Origin of the sequence: Pseudoalteromonas arabiensis, from assembly GCF_001550155.1 — a bacterium.
GTDB lineage: Bacteria > Pseudomonadota > Gammaproteobacteria > Enterobacterales > Alteromonadaceae > Pseudoalteromonas > Pseudoalteromonas arabiensis.
This window is the reverse complement of record NZ_LRUF01000026.1, coordinates 181,165-205,941: the sequence shown is the minus strand read 5'-3', so window position 1 is coordinate 205,941 and position 24,777 is coordinate 181,165. Positions and strand designations below refer to the sequence as shown.

General features: G+C 41.0%; 19 protein-coding genes. 12 read left to right on the top strand and 7 right to left on the bottom strand.

The genetic code is table 11. The annotated features are described in order from the left end of the window. The first annotated feature begins 2 nt into the window (after nucleotides 1–2). The 6 genes from PAARA_RS18080 to PAARA_RS18055 all read left to right on the top strand — a co-directional run bounded on the left by PAARA_RS18080 (nucleotide 3) and on the right by PAARA_RS18055 (nucleotide 5,640). Nucleotides 3–1,535 (top strand): MFS transporter, encoded by a 1,533-nt coding sequence (locus PAARA_RS18080; RefSeq protein ID WP_062570386.1) that lies wholly within the window; start codon nucleotides 3–5, stop codon nucleotides 1,533–1,535. A 34-nt stretch (nucleotides 1,536–1,569) separates the two neighbouring features. After that, the gene (locus tag PAARA_RS18075; RefSeq protein WP_062570385.1) at nucleotides 1,570–2,571 is read left to right on the top strand and encodes a LacI family DNA-binding transcriptional regulator; all 1,002 of its coding nucleotides are present in this window, start codon (nucleotides 1,570–1,572) and stop codon (nucleotides 2,569–2,571) included. A 70-nt stretch (nucleotides 2,572–2,641) separates the two neighbouring features. Next, on the top strand, nucleotides 2,642–3,004 hold the full coding sequence (locus tag PAARA_RS18070) for a MerR family transcriptional regulator (protein ID WP_062570384.1): 363 nt from the start codon (nucleotides 2,642–2,644) through the stop codon (nucleotides 3,002–3,004). A 127-nt stretch (nucleotides 3,005–3,131) separates the two neighbouring features. Next, nucleotides 3,132–3,824 (top strand): DUF4336 domain-containing protein, encoded by a 693-nt coding sequence (locus PAARA_RS18065; RefSeq protein WP_062570383.1) that lies wholly within the window; start codon nucleotides 3,132–3,134, stop codon nucleotides 3,822–3,824. 344 nt (nucleotides 3,825–4,168) lie between these two features. Next, entirely contained in the window at nucleotides 4,169–4,942 is a 774-nt protein-coding gene (locus tag PAARA_RS18060) for a class I SAM-dependent methyltransferase (protein ID WP_062570382.1), read from the top strand. A 41-nt stretch (nucleotides 4,943–4,983) separates the two neighbouring features. Next, a complete protein-coding gene (locus tag PAARA_RS18055) occupies nucleotides 4,984–5,640 on the top strand; it encodes a LysE family translocator (RefSeq protein WP_062570381.1) in 657 nt (218 codons plus the stop codon). Between the two features lie 61 nt (nucleotides 5,641–5,701). On the opposite strand, the gene PAARA_RS18050 is transcribed toward PAARA_RS18055, so the two are convergent. The 7 genes from PAARA_RS18050 to PAARA_RS18020 form a co-directional block, all read right to left on the bottom strand. Next, nucleotides 5,702–6,490: a LytR/AlgR family response regulator transcription factor gene (locus PAARA_RS18050; RefSeq protein WP_062570380.1), complete on the bottom strand. Its 789-nt coding sequence runs from the start codon at nucleotides 6,488–6,490 to the stop codon at nucleotides 5,702–5,704. Then, nucleotides 6,487–7,542, bottom strand: a complete 1,056-nt coding sequence (locus tag PAARA_RS18045) for a sensor histidine kinase (RefSeq protein ID WP_245219997.1) — start codon at nucleotides 7,540–7,542, stop codon at nucleotides 6,487–6,489. Before PAARA_RS18045 ends, PAARA_RS18050 begins: the two co-directional genes overlap by 4 nt. Nucleotides 7,543–7,602: 60 nt before the next feature. Further along, nucleotides 7,603–10,134 (bottom strand): glycoside hydrolase family 3 protein, encoded by a 2,532-nt coding sequence (locus PAARA_RS18040; RefSeq protein ID WP_062570379.1) that lies wholly within the window; start codon nucleotides 10,132–10,134, stop codon nucleotides 7,603–7,605. A gap of 37 nt (nucleotides 10,135–10,171) precedes the next feature. After that, on the bottom strand, nucleotides 10,172–10,948 hold the full coding sequence (locus tag PAARA_RS18035) for a family 16 glycosylhydrolase (RefSeq protein ID WP_062570378.1): 777 nt from the start codon (nucleotides 10,946–10,948) through the stop codon (nucleotides 10,172–10,174). 65 nt (nucleotides 10,949–11,013) lie between these two features. Beyond that, nucleotides 11,014–13,704 (bottom strand): TonB-dependent receptor, encoded by a 2,691-nt coding sequence (locus PAARA_RS18030; protein WP_062570377.1) that lies wholly within the window; start codon nucleotides 13,702–13,704, stop codon nucleotides 11,014–11,016. Nucleotides 13,705–13,924: 220 nt separating this feature from the next. Continuing rightward, entirely contained in the window at nucleotides 13,925–14,683 is a 759-nt protein-coding gene (gene bla / locus PAARA_RS18025; RefSeq protein ID WP_083515351.1) for a subclass B1 metallo-beta-lactamase, read from the bottom strand. 49 nt (nucleotides 14,684–14,732) lie between these two features. Further along, nucleotides 14,733–14,939 carry a hypothetical protein gene (locus tag PAARA_RS18020; protein WP_157066234.1) on the bottom strand — a complete coding sequence of 69 codons (207 nt, stop codon included), beginning with the start codon at nucleotides 14,937–14,939 and terminating at the stop codon, nucleotides 14,733–14,735. A 437-nt stretch (nucleotides 14,940–15,376) separates the two neighbouring features. Between PAARA_RS18020 and mads1 the strand changes: the two genes are divergently transcribed. The 6 genes from mads1 to PAARA_RS17990 are packed head-to-tail and all read left to right on the top strand — an operon-like array spanning nucleotide 15,377 to nucleotide 24,776. Beyond that, the gene (gene mads1, locus PAARA_RS18015) at nucleotides 15,377–15,562 is read left to right on the top strand and encodes a methylation-associated defense system helix-turn-helix domain-containing protein MAD1 (protein ID WP_062570374.1); all 186 of its coding nucleotides are present in this window, start codon (nucleotides 15,377–15,379) and stop codon (nucleotides 15,560–15,562) included. Between the two features lie 13 nt (nucleotides 15,563–15,575). Continuing rightward, entirely contained in the window at nucleotides 15,576–16,490 is a 915-nt protein-coding gene (locus tag PAARA_RS18010; RefSeq protein ID WP_062570373.1) for a restriction endonuclease, read from the top strand. Nucleotides 16,491–16,507: 17 nt separating this feature from the next. Continuing rightward, nucleotides 16,508–18,940, top strand: coding sequence for an EcoAI/FtnUII family type I restriction enzme subunit R (gene hsdR, locus PAARA_RS18005; protein WP_062570372.1), 2,433 nt, complete (start codon nucleotides 16,508–16,510; stop codon nucleotides 18,938–18,940). Nucleotides 18,941–18,971: 31 nt separating this feature from the next. Then, nucleotides 18,972–20,777, top strand: coding sequence for a class I SAM-dependent DNA methyltransferase (locus tag PAARA_RS18000; protein WP_062570371.1), 1,806 nt, complete (start codon nucleotides 18,972–18,974; stop codon nucleotides 20,775–20,777). Continuing rightward, complete coding sequence (locus PAARA_RS17995) at nucleotides 20,777–22,915, top strand: restriction endonuclease subunit S (RefSeq protein WP_062570370.1); 2,139 nt, start codon at nucleotides 20,777–20,779, stop codon at nucleotides 22,913–22,915. Before PAARA_RS18000 ends, PAARA_RS17995 begins: the two co-directional genes overlap by 1 nt. Nucleotides 22,916–22,919: 4 nt before the next feature. Continuing rightward, nucleotides 22,920–24,776, top strand: a complete 1,857-nt coding sequence (locus PAARA_RS17990; protein WP_062570369.1) for an AAA family ATPase — start codon at nucleotides 22,920–22,922, stop codon at nucleotides 24,774–24,776. Nucleotide 24,777: the final 1 nt, after the last annotated feature.

Here is a 24,777-nt window from a genome sequence, read left to right as displayed (position 1 = left end):
CAATGATAAAACACACTCTTCCCATCTACGAAAAAATTGGCTACGCGATGGGCGATGCCGGTGCTAATTTAGTTTGGCGTGGAGCTTTAGCTTACTTAGCCGTATTTTATACTGATACTTTTGGTATTTCTGCCGCCGCTGCCGCTTTACTTTTTTTAGTCGTACGCCTATCAGATGGGGTCACTGATATAATAATGGGCATGATTGCAGATCGGACGCAAACACGGTTAGGTAAGTTTCGCCCATGGATATTATGGTCAACGCCATTTTTGGCACTCTTCATGGTGCTGTGCTTTACGACACCTGATATTAGCCCAACGGCAAAACTAATTTATGCCTACTTCACCTATATTGGTCTCACTTTAGCGTATACCGTAAGTAATGTGCCCTACTCTGCATTAATGGGGGTTATGACAGGTGATGATCTAGAACGAACTAAGTTATCAGGTTTCCGTTTTGCTGGGGCGTTTGCAGGCGGTTTATTAGTAATGGGCTTTTTACCAGATCTAGTCGCTTACTTTGGGCAAGGGGATAGTGCGCAAGGTTACCAATACACCATGTATGTATTTGCCGCCTTACTCACCGTACTCATGTTAGTCACGTTTGCAAGTACCAAGGAGCGTGTTCAACCTGCTACAAATAAGCAAATCTCACTAAAAACAGAGTTAGCGGATTTAAGTTCAAGCTTACCTTTTATCATCCTTCCCTTATTAGCAATCACATTATTTTTCTATTATCGCGAGCTCTACTCAGGCTTATTTTTTGCGGCGACAATGATATTTATGACAGTCCTTATCCGTCGCTTACTGGCAAGTGATCACAGTAAACTGAGTGGCTCACAACGAGATATGGTTGATTTACTTACAAATAAACCATGGCTGATATTGTTAGGTATGGGCTTTTTAACAATGATGTTTAATGGCATTAAATATGCTGTCATTGCCTACTACTTTAAATACTATGTTGGTAACGAGCTTTTAACAGGCCAGTACTTTATTGCTTTATTAGTTGTCTCAATTTTCGGTGCGCTTAGTACAGGGAAGTTAGCGGAAATACTCGGCAAACGCACGTTGTTTATTGCTTCCTTATTATTAAGTGCCCTCTTTACCATTTGTTTCTTTTGGCTGCCTAATGATAACCTCGGCCTGATTTTTGTAATGGGCTGTCTTTCCGAATTCTTCGCCGCCATGATGCCTACCCTATTTTTTACTATGTTAGGAGATAGTGCTGACTATTCTGAATGGAAAAATAAACGCCGAGCGACCGGCCTTATATATTCAGCAGGGACTTTTGTGCAAAAAACAGGTGGAGGCTTTGCAGGAGCCTTAGTGCTCGTTGTACTTGCAAGCTATGGCTATGATGGAATGGACGAAACGACCGTTGCACACTCACTCGATGGCATGATTCTACTAATGAGCTGGCTACCAGCCGCTTTTGCTCTTATCGCCGCGGCACTGATGGCCTTTTATCCATTAACATCTGACATGACGGAAAAAATTACAGAAGACTTGGCAATTAGACGCGCAAGTCTGTAAATTAAAAAGCTAAGGTTTATATTTAATAATAATTATGGCAACTATTTATCAAGTATCAGAGCTCGCAGGCGTTTCTTTATCGACCGTTTCTCGCGTTTTGAATGAGAATGACTACGTCAGTAAAAAAACGAAACAAAAAGTACTCGATGCAATGGAGCAGCTTGGTTATACACCAAACTCGATAGCTCGCTCCCTTGCTTCAAATTGCACTAATAGTGTGGGTATTTTAGTCTCTGAATTAGATGGCGCGTTTTTTGGTGAGATGATGTCTGCTATTGAAGCGCAATTAAGGGCCGCTGGGAAACATGTCATTATTACTCCCGGACACAGTGAAGAAGACAAAGAAAAAAATGGCTTAGAATTTTTAATTTCACGTAATTGTGATGCAATCATTGCCCATGTTGAAGCTGTTAGTGATGAGTATCTAGTAAAGTTAAACAAAGGTAAAACCCCTATTTATTTGATCAGCCGCTATGTAGATAAAATGAAAGAAAACTGCATTAGCCTTGATAACGTGATGGGAGGCTACTTAGCAACCAAACACTTACTTAATCAAGGCCATACAGACATAACATACATTGCGGGTCCGTTATTTAAACCCGATGCATTCGATCGATTAGAAGGTCACAAAAAAGCCTTAAAAGAACATGGTATTGCTTTTGATGAGCAAACTCTATTTGTCGGTGACTTTAAAGAAACCGGCGGGTATAACGGCTTAGAGTATTTCTTTAGCAAAAAAAGAAAATTTACCGCTGTTGTTTGTGCAAATGATGAAATGGCTTCCGGTGTAATGAAATGTGCAAGAGAGCATAAACTTGACCTTCCAAAAGACTTAGCAATTGTCGGCTTTGACAATGTTCATTTTACAAATTACTTGTACCCAACTTTGACGACGATTGATAACCCAGTTGAAAAAATGGGCATTATGGCTGCCAACCTTGTGTTAAAACAAGTGTATAAACAAAATCGCTCTAATATAGAGCATATTTTTACACCTGATCTACTGGTACGCGATTCGACAACGCATTTAGTTTAAGCTTAACAAAGGCGACACTAACCGCTTATTTTATATAACGAATAATATCGATTTACTAATGGAGTAACAGGTGTTTATCGGTGAAGTAGCAAAAAAAACCAATTTATCTGTTAAAGCTATTCGGTTTTACGAAGAGAAAGAGCTCATTACCCCACCAAAACGTCAAGGAAAGTACCGTGTTTACACCGATGAGCACATAGAAGTATTGAGGTTAATCAAAGAAGCGAAACTGTTGGGTGTTACATTAGCTGAACTGAAAGGGTTCATAAAATATGAAAACGGAGAAGCTAACTGGGCTGAGATAAGTGAGTTTCTATTGCACTTAAAAAGCCGTTTGCAAGATCAGATTGAGCAAACAAAACAGAAAATCACCAAAATCGATTCATGTGTTGCGATTATTAACGCTAACTCGTTAGTTGACTCTCCCCCTTAGTGGAAGGTTTATAATCGTTGAAGATTATTAAAATAGTCAAACGTCATAGCACGTACATTGTGTTTAATTATAATAATTTCAAAAAATTAAGCCTTTCTGATAACTTTGATTCTTATTCGGGAGTAATATGGAAAAGTTGGCAAACGAGATTTGGGTTGTTGATGGTAAAACAGTAAATTTTTTCTTTTTACCTTTTACAACGAGGATGACAGTCATTAAACTCGCTAATGGCGACCTATGGGTACACAGCCCTATCTATCTGAACGATGCTCTAAAGAACCAAATAGACCGCTTAGGTCCAGTTAAACACCTCATCGCACCTAATCACTTACATCACTTATTTTTACCTCAATGGATTACAGCATATCCAGATGCTAAAACCTATGGCACAGATGAAGTCATCAAAAAGCGTAGCGATATCTCATTTGATGCGTCCCTCAATGACGATTTAGCGTGGCAGTGGCATGCCGATATTTCTCAAGAGTTATTTACAGGCTCGCCCTTGATGGAAGAATGCCTGTTTTTTCATAAACGTTCAAAAACATTGATCGTGACGGATTTGGTCGAGAACTTTTCTGGTGATGACTTTAACAGTTGGCAGAAATGGCTAGCAAAAGGTGCCGGGATCTTAGCTCCCGTAGGACAAACACCGATAGATTGGCGTTTAAGTTTCATGTTTAAAAAGTCCCAAGCCAGACAGCACTTCAGAAAAATACTGGCTTGGGAGCCTGAGATGTTAGTTATGGCTCATGGTGAATTGATTAAACACCAAGCCGTTGAGTTTTTACGTAAGTCTTTTCGCTGGCTCGCTAACAGCTAAACTAAAACTAACCAGTTTTGTTTGTGGGTCACAGACCTAATAAAGTATAAAAATTATACCAAACTGTTCTTCAGGTAATGATTGACTCTCCCGTTAAGGGCAGGCTTTAAACTTGCAATTACGTGCTAAAACAAAGCTCTTCATTTTTAAACCGCCATGACGAAACTACAAACCATACTTTCTAATAGGGTGATTTCGATGCACCAGAAGGGCGTTAGTCAGCTTAGTTCTCAGTATGACTAAAGGCTTATGGTTGCTTAAAATATAATATATTATTATTTCTATTAGGCATTGCTGCGGCTCTAAGGATATGCCAAATAGAAAATTGATTGGATAGCGAGCAAATGGATTATATTAAAGTAAATAGAGATACGTGGAATAAAAGAACTGCCCTTCATACCCAATCTACTTTTTACAACCTACCCATGTTTAAAAGTGGAACAAACTCTCTTAACCCGATTGAACTGGCCCTACTCGCTGATGTGAAAAATAAATCACTCCTACATTTACAATGCCATTTTGGTCAAGACACGCTCTCTTGGGCGCGACTTGGCGCACGTGTAACCGGCGTTGATTTATCGCCTACAGCAATTGAGTACGCAAATAAGCTCAAACAAAGCTTAAATATAGAAGCAACATTCATAGCAAGTGATGTATATAGTTTTAGCACTATCAACACGCATCTGTTTGATATTGTTTATACCTCTTATGGTGTCCTAAACTGGTTACCCAATTTAAGTAAGTGGGCTAACGTAATTGCTAACTCTTTACAAAAAGGTGGAGAGTTTTACCTAATAGAATTTCATTCTTTCAATGAATTATTAAATGGTTATTCTTATTTTCATGACACTGCCCCAACGATTGAAGAAGAAGGCACCTATACCGAGAATTGTGACGGCACTCTGTCGAAAACAGTGACATGGAGCCACTCAATTAGTGACATTATAAACGCGCTCATTCAGGCAGGTTTAACGATAGAGTCATTCAACGAGTACCCATTTAGCCCATATGACTGTTTTGAAGGCTTAGAGTACGTGTCTGATAAGGGGTATCAATTACTTCATAGAGGGCATCAAGTCCCTCTTATTTTTTCAATTAAAGCGAGGAAGCACCTTTAAAATGAGCCATTCTTCGCGTTTCACCATTCTCAGGGGAATTTATGGATATTAGCTTAATCAGTATATTTGTCTCAGTTGCAGCTGCACATTTTCTTGCATTACTTAGTCCTGGACCTGATTTTGTCTTGGTTGTAAAAAGTGCATTAAAAGGCAATCAAAAGAACGCCATAGGCGTAGCACTTGGTATAGCAACAGCTAACGCAGTGTATATTGCCCTGTGCCTTATTGGCGTTGGTGCCATATTATCTGCATCTATTGGCTTGATGATGACACTCAAAGTTATTGGTGGCTTATTTTTGATGTATATAGCCTATCACGCATTAAAAGCACCTAAAAATGCCTATGCTAATTTCTCCACAAACACGAAGACATCAACTGAGTTTTCGTTGTCATGCTTTTGCAAGGAATTTGTGACTGGGTTTCTTTCAGGCATATTAAACCCTAAAAACTTATTATTTTATTTGAGCCTATTCACTGTTGCACTGACACCTGAGGTCAGTATTAGCTTTAAAGTGCTTTTAGGCGTGTGGATGACCTTAGTGGTCTTCTTATGGGATGTGGCAATTATTTATATGCTGTCAAAAAATACTATCAGACAAAAGTTCATTAGAGCGGCATTTTATATTGATAAAGTAACGGGTGTCTTACTCGGTGCCATAGGGTTTAACATTTTAAAATCAGTTTGGTCTAAACAGTAATACTAAAATTAGCCACCGTAAGGTGCTGTTTATAACCCTTTGTAAAGCAGCACCCGTCTCCTTATATGAGCTTTTTTAATTGCTTACTATAAGTTCGGCTTACTTTTAATGTTTTACCTGTTGTTAACGTTGCCATATATTCAGAGTTACGAAGTGGCTCAAGCTGTCTTACGTAAGTTAAATTGACGATGGTCGACTTATGGATCCGCAAAAATGCCTCTGGTAGCATATTGCTTTCAAGCTCTTTCAACCTTGCTCTCATAACATGGGTTTCGGTTGCAGTATGCACACACATATAGTCACCGGCTGCATCAATCCAAAGAATATCGGTGAATGAAATTATTTGAATCGGATTTTTAGCGTCTCGGATCACCAAGTGATCACTATCAAAATTATACTCTGACTGATTGACAGAATGTTTGTGATGCTCAGCCTTGTTACTCACTGCTTGCTCGAGCGCTATCAACTCACTTTTTTGAAATAGCTTTACGTTACTGACCACTCTTTCTATAGCTTCTGCAAGCCTGTCTAGTTTCACTGGTTTTAATAAATAATCAATAGCTCTAACTTCAAAAGCTTGTACTGCATGTTGGTGAAAAGCAGTGACAAAGATGACCGCTGGACATGCTTCGGGTTGAAAATACTTTATCAATTCAAAGCCTGATTTAGTGGGCATTTCGATGTCTAAAAAAATTAAGTCAATTTCATTATTGTTTATGAGTTCAATAGCATCGTCAACACTGCATGCACTCCCAACAATATTGATTTCAGGAAATTGTTCGAGCCGAATACGTAACCCTTCGACAGCACTGTATTCATCATCAACCAGTATCGTGTTTAGTTTTATCATTTATTGTGACCACTTATTGGTAAGGTTATACATACCCAAGCACCACCTTCGCTTAAGTTGCCCTTTTCTAATCGGTGTGACTTTCCATACATTAACTTTAGACGTTGCTCACAATTTGCTAATCCAATCCCTCTTTTGTTAGTGCTTTCATCACCAAATCCCTTGCCAGTATCAGACACTTTTATATTTAAATAACTCTTTGTTTTTTCTATCGCAATGGTGATACACATTGACTGGTTTGAACGCATGCCATGTTTTAATGCATTTTCTACAAGAGGTTGAATCAACATAGATGGGATTAGCAACTCGTTACAATCATCTGCCACAGAAATATCAACAACCAGCTTGTCTGTAAACCGGCACTTTTCTATGTCTAGATAATTGCTAAGAATGCCGATTTCTTCTTTAATTGTTACTTTTTCCAGTGGATCTGTATATAAACTGTGCCGTAAAAGGTCACACAGTTTTTCAAGCATTTTTACAGCCTCTAAACTTTCTTTCTTCAAAATCAATGTACAAATTGCATTGATACTATTGAACATGAAATGGGGGTTTAGCTGGTAGCGCAGCATTTTTAATTGTGACTCTTTAGCTAAATGTGTGGCTTCTGCTGCTTTTTGCGTTTGCTCTAAATTATCTAAATAAATCTTAATCCCATAATAAAACGCGGTCCACGTTGAAAGAACCGTTAATGACGCCGATGTCCATGTGCCAAAATCAAACCATGTCATTGGTTGCCATAAGTTTCCATAAAACCACTGAAGTGTTATCCACTTTATTTGCGTCCAAATTAACGTCGCGATTATGACAACGAAAATATGAAGCGCAATCTTCAGCTTTAGCTCAATAAAATTGATAGAGGCGAATAGTTTTCTAAGGATAAGGGTAATTAGAAACCCGCAAACTGTGTCAATAATCAAATGCGGGATATGGATAGTCCAAGGCTCATCACTTGGTACTTTAATCATTAACTCGGTTAGCATTGCGTAAACAACCCAACCACATATCTGAAACAGCCAAAATAAGTGGCCGCGGGGGTTACTAGTATTCAAATTATTCAATCCATAAGGTAAAGCTGATAAGCATTACTTGCCCATCAGCTTTACTAAGATTTAGTCAGAGCATGAGAGTAAATAAGCATCTGCATTTGGTTTACTAGTCAGTGCTATATCCGCAACAGCTAAACTGGCAGCCTTTGCTGAGACATTTAACACCTCAGTCACCTTGGTTATATTATTTAACGCAGATGGACAATTTAACGGTATCGCTAACGTATGCCATTTCTTATCATTCATCAAGGCTTCTATTGATGCAAACTTAATGTTGCGCAAGCAATCTCCTTCATTACACATTACTTGCAATTGAGCCTGATTACTTGGCGCAGTGTTAATTCTCATTTTTAGTTCAAGAATAGCTGACTTACTTGCATCACTGAGCACTTCAGGCTGCTGATAGCTTAAGCTCAAAGTGGCTTTCTTCGCTCCTGCTCGCCAAATGAACTGCCTTGCATCTTCCTGATAAGACAAGTTAACTGATTGCATTAACAAACTAGCACCATCACCACTGGTTGCAGAAGAGCCTGTGGTTTCAGTGGCTGCTGTTTTTGCATCTTTAAGTTCCCACACTAAGTACTCTGAAAGTCCTCTTACAAATAAAGGCTTAGCGTCATCACTCGCCACCTTTTTAGGTGCTGTATCTTCACTTAATAAAGGCACATTAACCGTGTCTTGATAAGTTAATCCATAACCATAAGCAAACAATGGATCATACGTTTTGTCACCTAGGTTTAATGTGTATTGCGTATCATACTTTGGCCATGAAAAGCTTAATTTACCAGAGAAATCGAACTGAGTGTTCCCCTTCGCATCTGTCAATAAAACATCTGCCACGCCCTCACCTTCAGAGCCGGGTAACCATGCAGCAACAAATGCATCAGATGCATTGAGTTCTTTATTTATCCAAAGTGGCCTACCGCTCAAAAATACAGTAACAACCGCAATACCATCAGCTTTTAATTTTTTCAATAATGCTAGATCTGCTTTTGTTTTATGCTGATATTCAAGATATTCGATATCACCAAACCACTCTGCATAAGGCTCTTCACCTATAACTACAATCGCTACATCAGGTTTGACCGAGTAGTTTCCGGCTTCATTTAGTTCAATTTGCCCACCAGCTTTTTCAACTTGCTTCTTTAAGCCAGCAAAAATTGACGTCGCATTAGGGAAATCATCATTGGTATTGTCTGTACCTTGCCATGAAACGCTCCAACCACCCGCTTGCTTTGCAATATTATCGGCACCCTCGCCAGCAACCAATATCTTGCTTGTTGCTTTAATAGGGAGTATTTGGTCATTATTTTTTAGTAACACTAATGATTTACGAACCGCTTCTCTAGCGAGCTCACGGTGCTCAGCAGCACCTAACCATTCAGGATGCTGAGATTCAGATCGGCTTGATGGTTTACCTCTTGAGAAAGCTCCCCATCGAATTTTCGCTCTCAAAAAGCGTCGAACAGCATCATTAATTCTTTCTTCAGAGATAATCCCCTCTTTCACTTGTGCAACCGTACTATGATAAAAGGCCTCAAAGTGCTCTGGGACCATAATAACATCGACACCGGCATTAATAGCAGCGGCACATTGCTCTAAGTCACAGCCTTCAACGAATTTATGGGCATTCCAGTCACTGACAACAAAACCATCAAAGCCCATTTGCTTTTTAAGTACCTCGGTCAGTAAATACTTATCACCGTGCACACGTTGACCATTCCAACTATTAAAGGACGCCATAACTGACTGAACCCCTTCATTGATCGCTGAAAAATAGCCAGGGCTATGAATGTCTCTCAATCCCTTTTCATCAATAATGGTGTTACCACGGTCTATACCACGCTCAGTTCCACCATCACCAACAAAGTGCTTTGCTGTTGCAATCCGATTTGTTCCTGTTAAGAAATCATTGTTGATGTTTCCCTGAATACCCACAACCATTTCGCCTGCGTAATCTTTAACTAAATCAGGGTTCTCAGAGTAGCTTTCATATGTTCTACCCCACCGATCGTCCCTGACTACTGCGACAGTAGGCGCAAAACTCCATTCTATTCCGGTTGCAGCAACTTCTTTTGCTGTCGCTTGACCGATGCGTTTAATGAGCTCTTTATCTCTGGTTGCACCTAAACCGATATTATGTGGAAATAACGTAGCTCCATACACATTGCTGTGTCCATGCATCGCATCTGTGCCCCAAATAGTCGGGATTGCAGCCCCATCTAATGATGCATCTACAGACGCCTGATACATTTCGTCTGCGTATTGAAGCCACTGTTTCATCGAGGCTCGTTTATTACCATAAGGCGCGGTATTACCACCATTCAAGTACGATCCAAAGCCATACTTGCGCATCTGTTCGACACTTAAATAGCCTATTTCAGGTTGAATCATTTGCGCTACTTTTTGCTCAATTGTCATTGTTTCAATGAGCTCATCAATTTGCGTTTCAACAGCAGGGTCTTGCTTGAGTTTAGTATTTACATCGGGCCAGTTTACCTGTTCACTGCCGATGGCATGTGAAAGATGACTATAGACAAGCCCAACAAGAACGAATGGGCTTAATAATAACGCTGAAAATTTAAATCTAGACATTTAAAACCTATAATACAACACGTTGAAAAATAAATAGTTAGTTAGGTATGTATTCAATAAAATCATAATATACCCAAGATGAAGCACCATAATATTGCCCAGGAAAGTAATTGGCTTCTTGTGAATTATCGCCGTGCCAGTGATTAATCATGATTTTGGTGTTATCAACAGGCCAAGCGTACGCAGGTATCTCATTATGTGTGAGCACACCATCACCATTATCTTTATACACGGTACGAATAGTTTGCTCTTGGCCATTGGCATCATAAAGATACCAACGAATAACACTGCTAGACCAATCAAAGCCTATCATGAGCAGGTTTTCACGGTAATCGAGACCATATTGACTTAAATCGATGTCCTTTTCCCAGCTCTGATATACTCCGCCTTGCGGCTGATAGATAATATTTGTATGCACAACATTACCAAGTGAGGGGAGCAGCTCAATATCGATTTCTTGCCATGCTCGGCCTGGGCTATCCCACCATGATGTATAAGTGAATATAGATGAAACCGTACCCGCAATATTTCCTGACTTTAAACGTCCTTGTACTTTGCCATAACTATAAAACTGATTACTTTGTAACTCTGAGCATCTGCCCTGCGATAACGACAGTGTTAAACCATTTTCACTGGGGCTTAGCATATTAGGCTGAAAAGTACACCCAAATGGCGTGCCATTATCCCCTTGTCGTGCCGTCCAAATACTAGTGTTATAACCCCAAGCGAAGTTATCTTTAAAGTAGTTAGCACTTAAACTAGGGGATAAAAATGCAATACAGAAAATTGATATATGTAGCCAATTTTTTTTCATTTTTTTGCCTCATATCTGGTTCGCCCCCAAATTGCTAAGCAAAATGAGGGCATCTAGTGGTAGGGTTAAAATGAGAAACCGGCTCTAACACCATAGTATCTTGGCATGCCAAAACTTCCTTTTGGTACACCTTTACTTGTGTTGTTCCAGTATTGAATGGTCTCATCAGAAGCGTTATTAATGAACAGCTCCGCATACCATTTTTGACTTTGCGGCTCATACTTCAAAGAAGCATTATATACCGCGAAGGCATCTCGGCTGTCATCGATATACTTTGTCGCTTCATCAGAAACGGCAAAATCCATATCATCTAAATGCTTATCTAAGTTCCATACCGTTGAATAGGATTTGTCTTTCCAACTTGCGTTAAACCAGCCATGAATAAAGCCATATTCACCTAAATTGAACGTATGCGTATAACTAATATTCGCAGTGTATTTAGGTGTCATTGCTAGATTGTTACCCTTGAGGTTAGTGGCTAACAACGTGTTTTCTGGGTCTTTTGATTCTTCATAAGAGATATCGAATAAATATTCTGAGTCATAGTCCCACTTGGTATTCCAATCTTCCGTAATTTTAGCATCAGTCCAAGTTACGTAACCTGTAATACGACCATTTGGATATGGCTTCCAATCAAACTCGAATTCAATACCTTTAATCGTCGACGCGGGAACGTTCTGCGTGTAATACGCTATAACGGGTTGATTTTGATAATCAAGAATAGGGTCACCATTATCATCTAAAATCGGTGTTCCGTTGTCATCTTCCACAACTGATAAGCGTTCAACATTACCAATCGAACCAACTGATGCATACTGCATATCGGTATAGTCTGTGTAGAAAAAAGCAGCTTTTAAGTTCAGCGAGTTATCAAAAAAGCTTGATTTAGCACCTAGCTCCCAAGTCAGTACTTCTTCTGGGTCAAACTTCGTTTCGAATCGTGTAACATCACCGGTTCTATCGTTAACCACTTCGTACACATCACCAATACCACCCGCTTTAAAGCCACTCGCTAAGTATGCATAGAGCATGGTTTCTGATGAAATGTCATAGTCTAAACCAACACGGAAATCATGGTGCTGCCAGCTTCCTTTATTGTCGTTTTCAAAATAAGACGCATATATAGATGGATCTTCATAATAGTCGACTGGAAGGTTATTTAACTCTGTTCTATTTAACCAACCAACAGTACAGCCATCTGCATTTGAGCAGCGATAAGTTCTACCGCCTTTATCTTGCTTTGTTTCATCACTAAAACGATAGCCCAAAGTTGCATGCAATTTTTCTGTTAATTTATAAGTTCCTTGGCCAAAGATGGCAAATGCATCCGTTGAGCGATCGGGTTGATCCCAAAATGCTTTATCATCCATCGGGTTATCGTAATAACCCACCGTTGTGGTTTTTTCGTGGAAGTAATTAGCACCTACAATCCATATAAAGTCACCGTACTCATCGGATTGAAGTTGAAGCTCTGTTGAAAACGATTCAGCCCCTGTGCCGTCTAGGAAGTAAGTAGCACCATCCCAAGGATCAAGGCCCACTTCACTGTCTTGTGCTGACTCTCTTTCCATGTCTTCATAACCCATCAACCACACAATATTGTATTTATCATTTAGGTTATAATTTAACGTGTTGCGAAGATATGTGATGTCCAAATCTAATTGTCCAGGAACATTCACAACCGCCTGATAAGTGTTATCACTTGGCAAGAAGTTTGCGCAATCGCCTCCCATTTCAACTGGGCGTCCTCTTAACTTATCACAATTAACTAAATCAAGATTATTGCTGCTGTTGTTTACGTATTTTTGGAAAACCGTATGGTTTGAGAAATTACCATTTAATGGCTCCCAAAGTGTACTGATACGAAATGAATACTCATCGGCATTATTATAAAAATCACTTTTATCTGCAGGTGTTAACGCACGAACTTTTTGTGCTTCAGGGTCTGTACCCGCGCCGTCAATCCACCAGTTTTCTCTTTGAGTAACCGTTTGGCCCACACCTTGATAAGAGTCTTCAGATATTACAGGGGCATTCAATACATCATCAGAGAGTCTGCGAGTATCGTATTGGTTAGGGTCATAGTAGCCTTCTAAATAGGAATCACGTTTTAAACCTTTAGCGGCAAAACGAACTGCAAATTCCTCATTAATAGGAATATTAATCATGCCATCAATGTTTTTACTGTTGTACTTACCAGCTTCAACATTGACGTTACCAAAGACGTTTTCAAATTGCGGCTTTGCAGATATAACGTTGATACTACCGACCGTGGAGTTTCGGCCAAATAAAGTCCCTTGCGGACCACGTAATGCTTCAACACGGTCAATATCGTACATAAGTGCAAGCGCACCTTGCATTCTAGGTGAATACACACCGTCTAAATGCACACCAACCGCAGGGTCACCAAGCTCTGTGAGATTGGTAGAGCGTACACCACGCATTGAAATAACAGGTGCAGACTGGTCTGTTGCTGTTGAAATATCAAGACTAGGAACAAGGTTAGCAATATCCTTAATATTATTAACCCCATTTTTTTTAAGCTCAGCTTCTGTTAGAGCCGTAATCGCTACGGGAGTTTCCATTAATTTAGTTTTACGTTTTGTTGCCGTAACAGAAATGATCTCTAAGCCACTTTGCGGTTCTTTTGCTGTTTTGCTATCAGTATCCTGCTGATTTTCGTTTTGTGCATATACAGGGAATGAGCAAGCTAAAGCGACAGCAACTGCTAATGCCTTTTTATTTATTGTGTGCATATTCAACCTTTAGATGTGTGTTCAAATTTAAAAGTATTTACTTTAATTTAACAGTATCTGCAGGTTCATTTTTCATTGCTAGTCAAATTCGGCAAGACGAGTTTCAAATAATACAAAGCGAATTTAAGCTGCTTTTGAGTTCAGTGCTAAAAACTTTTAGGCGCAAGCGACCTTAGAATGTGCTGAGTAAATCTAAAGCCGCAATCGTAATAATGACTGGCTATTTTAGACGTTCTGTTATTAACTTTTCCGTATGTGAGAGCAAGTCATACCCGCCAACGCGACCATGACCGGGTACAACAATCGCTGCACTTTTAAATTTCCTTTTTAATTGCTTTGTTATTTTAAGCCAAGAATGTACATCGCCATGTACTACATTACCAACAGACGATGATTGAAGTGCTCGAACAGCGCAGCCACCAAATAAAATTCTTTTATCAGGTAACCATGCCATAACATTGTCCATTGCATGCCCTGCCCCTGGAAAAAATAGCTCAAGTGAGCCAAATTTAACAACTGAGCCCGCTTCTTCAAGTTCACTGATGATATTGTTTGGAACCGCTGCCCCTTGCTCTGTCGTTAGCTGAACAGTTAAAGGATGGGCAAAAACCTTTATTCCCTTCGACTCAAGCACATCTACTCCAGCAGCTCTATCGCCATGGGCATGGGTGACAAATGCTTTACTTACTGGCAATTTTATTTCTGAGTTAATAGCCTCAAGTAGCTCTATGGTGAGTAATTCACCCCACGCTGTATCGATAAGAGTTAAACTATCCCCTTCTTTCACAATTAAGCCATTTGAAGGGAATCGAGTACCATCTGGGTAGGTATAATAAGTTGTATGCAGCCACACACCATCTGCTAATTGTGTGATGCTGATTTGGTTAACACTATTACTATGCGCGAAACCAGCATAACAATTGACTAATAACATTAAAAAGAAAAAAACACTGACGACGCGCCTAACTCCCGTGACCATTCCTGATTGTCCTTATAAAGATACTAAAAATAAATTATACGTAAAACCATTAAAAAATAGGAATAATTATAAAAAATGATTTCCCCTTTTCTAACTCGCTAGCTTTTGTTGTTAATCTGGTGTCTAGCAAACTCTGGGAAGTCCAAACAGTTAAATAAGGTCGATAACTTCCTGCTGTTAAATTCTGAATATCACGCTTCCACCGATTTAACTTTTCAATTGTTTTTGGTGTAGCAATGACCTCTCTTAATTTCATATGCATCCTGCAATTGATCATTTGGATCTTAATATTTTTGCACATAGATCAAACTTTGATCAACCAGCCAAAAACCACATAAAAAACTGATAAAACAACAGTTTTGTTGTGTTTTCGAGACTTGAGAAACATCAAAATTTAGCGAGTAAACATTGAATTAAATCAATAGAATATTTTTGGCGAAAAATAAGTTTTTGATATGAAAATGGAAACAATGATTTAGTTGTGAGGTATTTTGGGGCTTTAAAAATTGAAATATTTCAACGCAAGTTACATCCCTATTTTTAAGACATAGTCAAAATTGGCTGAAAATTTTTTTAAAATATTTTTTAATCGCTCATAAAAGCAGCAAAAAAGACAATCAAGATCGCTTGCGATCAATTGCTAATTCCTCAATTTTCTCATACTATCAATTTGTTCACATACAGAGATTAAACATGGCCGATGATATTTTGACCATTCAAGAGGTCGCCACCTACTTAAAGCTAAATGAAAAGACGGCTTATCGTCTTGCAAGTGAAGGCAAATTACCTGGGTTCAAGGTGGGTGGAAGTTGGCGATTTAAGCGCGTAGATTTGGAAAAGTGGATTGAAGAACAAAAGAGTCCTCAACCAAAAGAATAAATAAGGACGTTATATGATCCCAAGTTATCAAGAATTCATGCGCCCCTTTCTCGAAATTGCTCATCAAGCTGATGGCAAAGAAGTTAGGTTACGCGATGTGATAAATCAGTTAGCTGATAAGTTCTGTCTATCTGAAGCTGAACGTGAAGAGACGCTGCCAAGCGGCAGACAATCTATTCTTGATAACCGTGTTGGTTGGGCTAGGACTTACCTAACCAAAGCAGGCTTGCTTGAAACCACACGACGAGCACATTTTGTGATCACCGCTCGTGGTATATCCGCTTTGCAAGATCCCAGTGTTAAAATTGACAATGACTATCTAAAGCAATTTGACGAATTTGTAGCATTTAAGCAAAAGACAAATGAATCTGATACGCCTAGCGTTGACGCAGAGTCAGACAAAGACATCACCCCTGATGAAGCACTTAGAGCGGCTTACAAAAAGATTAACGATGCTTTAGCGCAAGATATCCTCGATAGAACCCGTAAAGTCTCCCCAGCTTTTTTTGAAGACCTATTAATTGAGTTACTCGTCGCCATGGGATATGGCGGTACAGGTGAAGGGGCAGCTCACGCACTTGGTAAAACAGGCGACAATGGCGTAGATGGTGTTATTGACCAAGACCCACTAGGCGTTGATCAAATATACATTCAAGCCAAACGTTATGCCGAAAGCAATAACGTAAGTGCAGGAGACATCAGAGATTTCTTTGGAGCACTCAATCTTAAGCGTGCGCAAAAAGGTATTTTTATTACCACCTCAGATTTCACCGCATCAGCCAGAGAAACTGCACAAAACTTAGGTACTCGCATTGTACTTATCAACGGCAATGAATTAGCGAAGCTCATGCTGCGATATAACATTGGCAGTCGTGACGAACAGGTATTGCACCTGAAAAAAATAGACGAAGAATTCTTCGAAGGATAAAGGATTGAGGCGCCATCATGGATAAAAAAGCACTATCAGAAAGAGATATTTGTACCAAATATATAACACCTGCAATTGAAAAGGCGGATTGGAAACAAAATCAATTTCGAGAAGAAGTAAAACTTACTGATGGTCGCGTGATGGTTAAAGGTCGACTGGCGGCCCGCGTTAAAAACCCTGACAAAAAAGGTGGTCCTAAGAGAGCTGATTACATCCTATATGCAAAGCCTAATATTCCAATCGCCGTGATTGAAGCAAAAAAGAATACACTATCCATTGGAGATGGGATGCAACAAGCTCTTAGCTATGCGGAGATGCTAGATATTCCATTCGCTATAAGCAGCAATGGTGATGGATTTCTCTTCCATGACAGAACAGGTCTTACATCACCTGTAGAAAGAGAGTTAAGTCCCGACGAATTTCCAAAGTTACATTCGTTATGGCCAATTTATCAACAGTGGAAAGGCTTAACAACAGAGTCATCTGAATCGATAGTTTCTCAACCCTATTACAGTGATGGGAGTGGAAAAGAACCTAGGTACTATCAGCGTGTTGCCATCAACAGAACAATAGAAGCGATTGCCAAAGGACAAAATAGAATCCTTCTTGTTATGGCGACCGGAACAGGTAAAACATATACCGCGTTTCAAATTATTTGGCGACTATGGAAATCAAAAACGAAGAAACGAATCTTATTCTTGGCAGATCGCAACATCTTGGTTGACCAGACAATGCAACAAGACTTTGCCCCATTCGGCGAGGTGATGCATAAAGTTACCAATCGAGAAGCAAAGAAGAATTACGAAATATACCTTGCTCTTTACCAAGCTGTTACCGGTAAAGAAGAATGGAAGCAGATTTATCGTCAATTCCCTGCTGACTTTTTCGATTTAGTTGTGATTGATGAATGTCATCGTGGCAGTGCAAAAGAAGACTCTGCGTGGCACGACATTCTTAAATATTTCGAAAGCGCTACGCACATAGGCCTGACGGCTACACCAAAAGAGAAAAAGCCAGTTAATGGCGAAATTATAAACCCTGAATTTAACATTAAGTATTTTGGCGACCCCATTTACACCTATTCACTAAAGCAAGGAATAGAAGATGGCTTTCTAGCACCTTATAAAGTTGTTCGTATAGCAACGAACGTTGATGCTCTAGGTTACACCCCTGAAAAGGGAAAAACGGATAAATACGGCCAAGAAGTGGAGCAACGCCAATACAATACTAAAGACTTCGACCGATATCTGATTCTAGAAAACCGCACGCGTTTCGTCGCGAAAAAAGTATGGGAATACTTAGAAAATACCGATCCAATGGCAAAAACTATCGTGTTTTGTGACGAACAAGATCACGCTGAAAGAATGCGCCAAGAGTTGGTCAAACTTATACCTGCCGCTGCAAATAATCGCCGCTACGTTATGAGGATTACTGGCGATGATAACGAAGGAAAGGCTCAATTATCTTACTTTATTGATAACGACGAACCTTTCCCAGTTATAGCAACTACCTCAAAGTTACTAACAACTGGTGTTGACGCTAAAACCTGTAAACTGATTGTTCTAGACCAAAACATAAACTCAATGACTGAGTTCAAGCAGATCATCGGCAGAGGAACTCGATTAAGAGAAGACTATAACAAACTCTACTTCACCATTATGGACTTCAAGGGTGCTACTCGCCTATTTTCAGATCCTGACTTTGATGGCGAACCCGTCATTATTTATGAACCTGATGAAGATGATCCAATAGTTCCGCCAGAAGAAACTGAAGAAGGTATTGAGCCTCATGATTCAACGCTCCTAGATGACACTTCGCCGCCACAGCCAGAAGATACTTCTGAAATCCGAGAACCCAAAAAGAAATTTTATTTAGATGATGTGGATGTTGACCTAGCCGCAGAGCGCTCTCAGTATCTTGACGCGGATGGTAAACTCATCACTGAAGATTATAGAGTCTTGTTAAAAAACCAAATTGAACAGTCATTAAAAGAGAGTTTTGGTACACTTAATGTTTTTTTAAAACGCTGGAACGAAAGCGATAAAAAACAAGCCATAATCGATGAATTGGCAGAGCAAGGTATCAAGTTAGAATTACTTCAACAAGCTATTCCTAACGGTGAAGAGCTAGATGTATTCGACTTAGTAGCACATGTAGCGTTTAACCAGAAGCCTTTAACCCGCAAAGAACGAGCAAACAACGTTAAAAAACGTGATGTATTTGGGAAATATGGCGAACAAGCCAAAGCTGTACTTGAAGGGTTGGTTGAAAAGTTTGCTGAACATGGCGTTCAAGACATTGAAAACCCTAAAGTATTAGAGCTGCCACCTTTTGATCAGTTAGGTAGTAAAACCCAGATTCGACGCGGTATTTTTGGCGGTGTAGACCAATATCAAAACGCTATTAAAGAATTAGAAACCGAATTATATAAAGATGATTTAACTGCATAGTCATCATATAAAGATTGAGATTAGAAAATAAATGAACTTAAGTAGCACAATTAAAAGTATTCAAGACATCATGCGAAAAGATGATGGTGTTGATGGCGATGCACAGCGACTCGGCCAATTAACTTGGATGCTGTTTTTAAAAGTATTCGATCAACGCGAAGAAGAATGGGAAGACGATGACACAAGCTATAAATCGCCTTTACCAGAGGCGCTCCGCTGGCGAAACTGGGCAGCTTATGTTCCAGGTGTAGACGGTAAAAAAGCCCCACAAAAAGCCGCTAGCGACATCATTGGCTTTGTGAACAACCAACTGTTCCCTGCATTAAAAGAGCTGGAAATACCTGTGTTCGATGCAGATAAAGATAATGCAACTTCGGTTGCCCTCCACAAAGTGATTCGCGGTGTCTTTGAAGACGCCAACAACTACATGAAATCTGGCACCCAATTATTGGCGGTAATCGAAAAGCTCGAAGAAGCCATTAATTTTCATGACTTTAAAACCCGTGCCAATATCGGCGATGTATACGAACAACTGCTTAACGATCTACGCGGTGCAGGTAACGCCGGTGAATTTTACACCCCGCGCGCCATCACCGCCTTTATGGCCGACCGTATTAACCCTCGGTTGGATAAACGTGAAACAGTAATGGACCCAGCTTGCGGAACCGGCGGCTTCTTAACTGCCGCTATTGATCACCTGCGCAACCAAATAACCACTAAATCAAGTGCCGAAGACAAGCGCGCTATTGAAGACCTCATTCGCGGCATAGAGAAAAAACAACTGCCGCACCTACTGTGCACCACCAATATGCTGCTTCATGGCATAGATATACCCAGTCAGATCGAACACAAAAACACGCTTGGCATCGGCTGGAACGAATGGAGCGCAAACCAAAAGGTCGATTGCATCATCACCAACCCACCATTTGGTGGCTATGAAGACGACGGTGTAGGCAGCGACTACCCAGCGGATTTAAAAACCCGCGAAACCGCCGATATGTTTATGGCGTTGATCATCAAAAAGCTATTAAATGAGAATGGCCGCGCCGCTGTGGTGCTACCCGATGGCTTTTTATTTGGCGATGGCATTAAAGGCACCCTTAAAAAGCTACTGCTGCAAGAGTGTAAACTACACACCATCATTCGTCTGCCCAAAGGCGTGTTCGCCCCTTACACAACCATTAAAACCAACCTGTTGTTTTTTACCAAAGGCGCGCGGGTAGACGACGGCAGCGAACATTTTCACACCGACTCCATCTGGTTTTACGAACACCCTTACCCACCGGGCTACAAAAGCTACAGCAAAACCAAACCTATCCGCTTGGAAGAATTTAAACCTGAGCAGGATTGGTGGGGCGACGAAAGTGATGACTTTGCTAGCCGTGAAGAAAACGAGTTCGCCTGGAAAGTTGATTTCAAAAGCAAACGTGAACAAGCCGAAGCCGCCGCTGCACCTCATTGGGCGAATGCCGAAAGCTTAAATAACCAAGCAAGCGCTCTGGATAATCGTATCCGTGATTTGCGTGATTCTATTAAAGGCGTCAGCGACAAAAGTCAGCGCCAAAGCGTAGAAGATGACATCGAAGTTTTAAAAACAGAAAGTGAAGGACTACGTTTAAAAGCCCGTGATGCACAAGCCGCTGGCGATCGCCTTTACTGGCCGATTTATAACTTGGATTTAAAAAACCCCAATGCACCGGAAGAAGAAAGCCACGACCCAGACGAACTGCTGATTAAATTCAAAAAGTTGTTAGGTGAAATTGAAGAAACCGAAAACCAACTTAAAAGCGAACTGGCCGCCGCGCTTTCTCACCACTTTAGCGATAAGGAAGCCTAATGGACGCGAATCAATTTTTGGCCGAGTTTGGCCATATTGCCAATGCGCCTGGGGGCATAGCTCGATTGCGGGAATTAATCCTGCAATTAGCTATACAAGGAAAGTTAATTTCAAGCTCAGGGGAATTTAGCAGTACAAAAGCCTTAGTAGATGACATTAAATCCATTAAGGCTTCACTAATTGCAGACAAGAAACTCCCTCGTGATAAGCCATTTCCAAAAATTTCAGAAAAAGAAGTTCCAAGCGAAAGGCCAGAACATTGGGGGTGGGTGAGATTCGGCGAATTGTGGCAATTGCTTTCTGGCCGAGACCTAAAATCAAGCCAATACAATGACTCAGAACATGGAATTCCATATATTACCGGCGCGAGCAATTTCGATAATGGTGTAATTAATGTAACCCGTTGGACTCCGGAGCCTGTTGTGATTTCCTATGATGGCGACTTGCTTATCACCTGTAAAGGAACTATTGGAAAAACAGCATTCAACCGATTGGGCAACATACACATTGCCAGACAGATTATGGCGATACGTGACTTCTCAGGGAAGCATAATTCAGATTTCTTGAAAATCTGGCTAGATGGATTTGTTAGTCAATTGATTGAAAAGTCAAAAAGTATGATTCCTGGATTTTCGAGAGAAGACATTTATCTCGCCATATATCCAGTAGTTCCATTCGAAGAACAATCCCGCATTGTCGCCAAAGTTGATGAACTGATGACTTTATGCGACCAGTTAGAAGCGCAGCAAAAAAAACGTCGCACTTTGCAAAACAACTTACGCCAAGCTATCTTGCAAGCAGTCGCCGCCAGCCAAAGCCCGCACGAACTGCAAGACAGCTGGCTACGCCTACAAGCCAATTTCGACCGACTGTTTTCCGCGCCGGAGGATGTGGAAGCGCTAAGGTCAGCTGTTCTAGATCTTGCGATTACCGGTTACCTTAGCGAAGCATCACCTGCCGATGAGGCTGTTGATGCCTTCTTAGAACGCAATAATCGTGGTAAGCAAGAACGGTTAAGTTCAGGTGAAATGAAGCGGAAGAAAGCTTCAGCCACTGACGTTCACCAACTAGAACTAGAGATCGCAGACCATTGGACAAAGGTCGCCCTTGAAGATTTATTTCAGTTTATCGACTACCGCGGAAAAACACCGCCAAAAACAGAAAGCGGAGTTGTTCTAGTTACTGCTAAAAACGTGCGACCTCGGCGATTGAATAAGGAGCCGGTCGAATACATTTCAGAGAAATCATACAAAGAGTGGATGACTCGCGGGTTCCCGAAAACAGGAGACTTACTTTTTACGACTGAAGCGCCTCTTGGAAATGTTGCATTAATTGAACAAGAGCCGAGCTTTGCTTTGGCACAACGTGTGATTGATTTTCAACCGTTCGCCGATCTAAACACAAAATGTGCAATGTACTTCATGATGTCGCCAACATATCAAAACCTGCTTGAGAAAAACTCTACTGGGATGACCGCAAAAGGCATCAAGGCAGCAAAGCTGAAGCAGCTTCTACTGCCAATTCCACCAATCCCAGAGCAGCAACGTATCGTCGACCGGATAGAGCAGTTGATGACCATTTGTGATGACTTAGAGAAGTCATTAAATAATGCAGGTAAGGTTGCAACGTCGCTCGCGGCTGCCTCAGTCGCTTCTATCACCGGAATCGCCATCGAACAAGAAGAGGAACCTATGAAAGCCCCACAAACAAAACTGGTGGCACCAGTGCGTTTAGGCACGCCGCCTGATATCAAAGCCCAAGCCCCACTAGCCACTATTCTGGCTCGCCATAGTGGCGAGATGAGCGCCAAAGATTTATGGCAGCGCTTTAGTGGTGAGATAGATGCCTTTTACGCGCAGTTAAAAACCGAAGTCGCCCACGGCTGGCTTTTAGAGCCCTCAGTGCTAATTCTCAAAGATGGTTTAGATGTAGAAAAAACCATCGATGAAGATGGAGCCAAGCTAATTCAGATCATAAAAAAACTCGGTGGTCTGGTTTATGAGGATGATTTATTTAACCAATCAGACCTAGAGCGAGGGACTTTCGAAAAACAGCTAAAACTAGAGATGAAAAACGGTTGGATTATAAAACGCTCAGCAGCTGAGGCTAGAGCACTTCAGGAAACCTCAGGAATATAGTGGAATGCAATTAAAAAAATTAAAGATTCAAGCATTTCGTAACCTTCGTAATCTTGAAGTGAATTTTGCCAGCGAGTTGGAGCCGGTTTCGAGCACACCCGCCGTTCCAGCAAGCAATACACCTGCAAAACGCATTCGCAGTCATGCGCTGATTGGCCAGAATGGCACCGGCAAATCCAATTTAATCGAAGCACTGATTACCCTGTTTCGCGATGTCGATCTCGACCGAGTAGCGTCTTTTGATTACACATTGGAATACGAAATTCGTGGTCACATAGTGCGTATTCAGGCAGATACTGCCAAACAGAAGCGCCCTTACGTTTGGGTAGATGGTGATCGTGTTAGCCAAGAGTATCTGATTAAAAATGACCCACCGGACAAAGTCCCGCAAGATAAGCGTCGCGGTCCACGGTTGTTACCAACACACATTTTTGCCTATTACTCTGGCCGCAATGAGCGCATCGAACAGTTATTTCAGGAACATCAGCGCCGATTTAACAAACGTCAGGAAATCACCACCGACGAAGTTTTGTCTGAAGACCTGCTGGACAACTTCACAGCCTCTGAAGCTGATATTCGCGCAATAGAAGACGCCAAACGCCGCCGCGAGTCCAGATTAAAACAAGCAGGTGACGACCGTCTGCGCCGCCTGTTTTATTGTCGTGGCGGTCACAGCCAATTAGTGTTGCTTGCCTGTTTACTCTCGGATGACCCGGTATTTAAAAAGGTACTGAACAACCTGCATATCGAATCATTGGAATCAGCGCTGTTTGTACTCAAAGAGCCTCAACGCCTGCGTGAAAAACGCCGCAGCGGCAAATTCGATGAAATGGAAATCAACGAAGGAGATCCGCGCTTCTGGTACGCCCGAGGCAATGTGGTCAGTGAGTTCCTTGATAAACTTTGGCAAGTCTCATGGGCACCGATTGAACAAGAGGCAACTAAGCAAATTGATTTTCGTGGTCGTACAGAAAAGCAAAAACAGCTTTATTTGTATGTACCCAACAAAGAAAAACTTAGAAAGCTCGGTGAATTGGTCGGCGGCCCAGATAGCTTTTTCCGTTATGCCGAAGGTGCTTACATTGGTGATTTGATTGATGAAGTAAGGATTACCGTAAAGAAACGCGATGAACACGGTGGAAAAGTGAGTTTTACACAACTGTCTGAGGGTGAGCTTCAGATGCTGACAGTTCTTGGCCTTATGCGTATAACCCGAGAAGACCAATGTTTATTTTTGCTTGATGAACCAGATACGCATTTAAATCCAATTTGGAAACTTCGTTATTTCGACGACATTGAAGGCGTGCTAACTACTGAAAATGACTCTAAGTCACAAAGTGAATCGCAGATACTCATCACCACTCACGACCCAATGATGGTGGGTTCACTGAGAAAAGAGCAAGTTCATATTATTCGCAAAAGCGACGGCAATACCCTAGTCGAGCAGCCAGACGAACACCCCCAGGGTATGGGGGTATCGGGCTTGCTGAAAAGTGAAATGTTTGGATTACCATCCACATTAGACCGTCATACATTAAACACATTGCAACGTCGCAATGACCTACTCGCCAAGCGCAAGCATGAAGGGTTGGACCTAAATGAACAGGAAGAGCTTGATTGTTTATTAGTACGGCTAGACGACTTAGGTTTTGCAAGAGAGTACCGAGATCCTATGTATCAGTTGTTCATCGAGCAAATGTATAAAGTTCGGAGTAAGCCCCTAGATGAGCTACTTAACGAGGACGAGCTTCAAGAACAAAATGCTTTAGCAGAAAAAATCATGGAACAACTTGTAAAGGCTCAACGCAAAGAGGATTTGTCGTCGCTTGCGCAAGAATTGGCAGAGAAGTTAAAGGGGTAAG

What these genes read in the sequence shown, in the direction of transcription:
- PAARA_RS18030 (WP_062570377.1), bottom strand. Translation starts at nt 13,704, where the DNA reads ATGCACACAATAAATAAAAAGGCATTAGCAGTTGCTGTCGCTTTAGCT.
- PAARA_RS18050 (WP_062570380.1), bottom strand. Translation starts at nt 6,490, where the DNA reads ATGATAAAACTAAACACGATACTGGTTGATGATGAATACAGTGCTGTC.
- PAARA_RS18000 (WP_062570371.1), top strand. Translation starts at nt 18,972, where the DNA reads ATGAACTTAAGTAGCACAATTAAAAGTATTCAAGACATCATGCGAAAA.
- PAARA_RS18035 (WP_062570378.1), bottom strand. Translation starts at nt 10,948, where the DNA reads ATGAAAAAAAATTGGCTACATATATCAATTTTCTGTATTGCATTTTTA.
- PAARA_RS17995 (WP_062570370.1), top strand. Translation starts at nt 20,777, where the DNA reads ATGGACGCGAATCAATTTTTGGCCGAGTTTGGCCATATTGCCAATGCG.
- PAARA_RS18075 (WP_062570385.1), top strand. Translation starts at nt 1,570, where the DNA reads ATGGCAACTATTTATCAAGTATCAGAGCTCGCAGGCGTTTCTTTATCG.
- PAARA_RS18060 (WP_062570382.1), top strand. Translation starts at nt 4,169, where the DNA reads ATGGATTATATTAAAGTAAATAGAGATACGTGGAATAAAAGAACTGCC.
- hsdR (WP_062570372.1), top strand. Translation starts at nt 16,508, where the DNA reads ATGGATAAAAAAGCACTATCAGAAAGAGATATTTGTACCAAATATATA.
- PAARA_RS18040 (WP_062570379.1), bottom strand. Translation starts at nt 10,134, where the DNA reads ATGTCTAGATTTAAATTTTCAGCGTTATTATTAAGCCCATTCGTTCTT.
- bla (WP_083515351.1), bottom strand. Translation starts at nt 14,683, where the DNA reads ATGGTCACGGGAGTTAGGCGCGTCGTCAGTGTTTTTTTCTTTTTAATG.
- PAARA_RS17990 (WP_062570369.1), top strand. Translation starts at nt 22,920, where the DNA reads ATGCAATTAAAAAAATTAAAGATTCAAGCATTTCGTAACCTTCGTAAT.
- PAARA_RS18055 (WP_062570381.1), top strand. Translation starts at nt 4,984, where the DNA reads ATGGATATTAGCTTAATCAGTATATTTGTCTCAGTTGCAGCTGCACAT.
- PAARA_RS18010 (WP_062570373.1), top strand. Translation starts at nt 15,576, where the DNA reads ATGATCCCAAGTTATCAAGAATTCATGCGCCCCTTTCTCGAAATTGCT.
- PAARA_RS18080 (WP_062570386.1), top strand. Translation starts at nt 3, where the DNA reads ATGATAAAACACACTCTTCCCATCTACGAAAAAATTGGCTACGCGATG.
- mads1 (WP_062570374.1), top strand. Translation starts at nt 15,377, where the DNA reads ATGGCCGATGATATTTTGACCATTCAAGAGGTCGCCACCTACTTAAAG.
- PAARA_RS18020 (WP_157066234.1), bottom strand. Translation starts at nt 14,939, where the DNA reads ATGAAATTAAGAGAGGTCATTGCTACACCAAAAACAATTGAAAAGTTA.
- PAARA_RS18065 (WP_062570383.1), top strand. Translation starts at nt 3,132, where the DNA reads ATGGAAAAGTTGGCAAACGAGATTTGGGTTGTTGATGGTAAAACAGTA.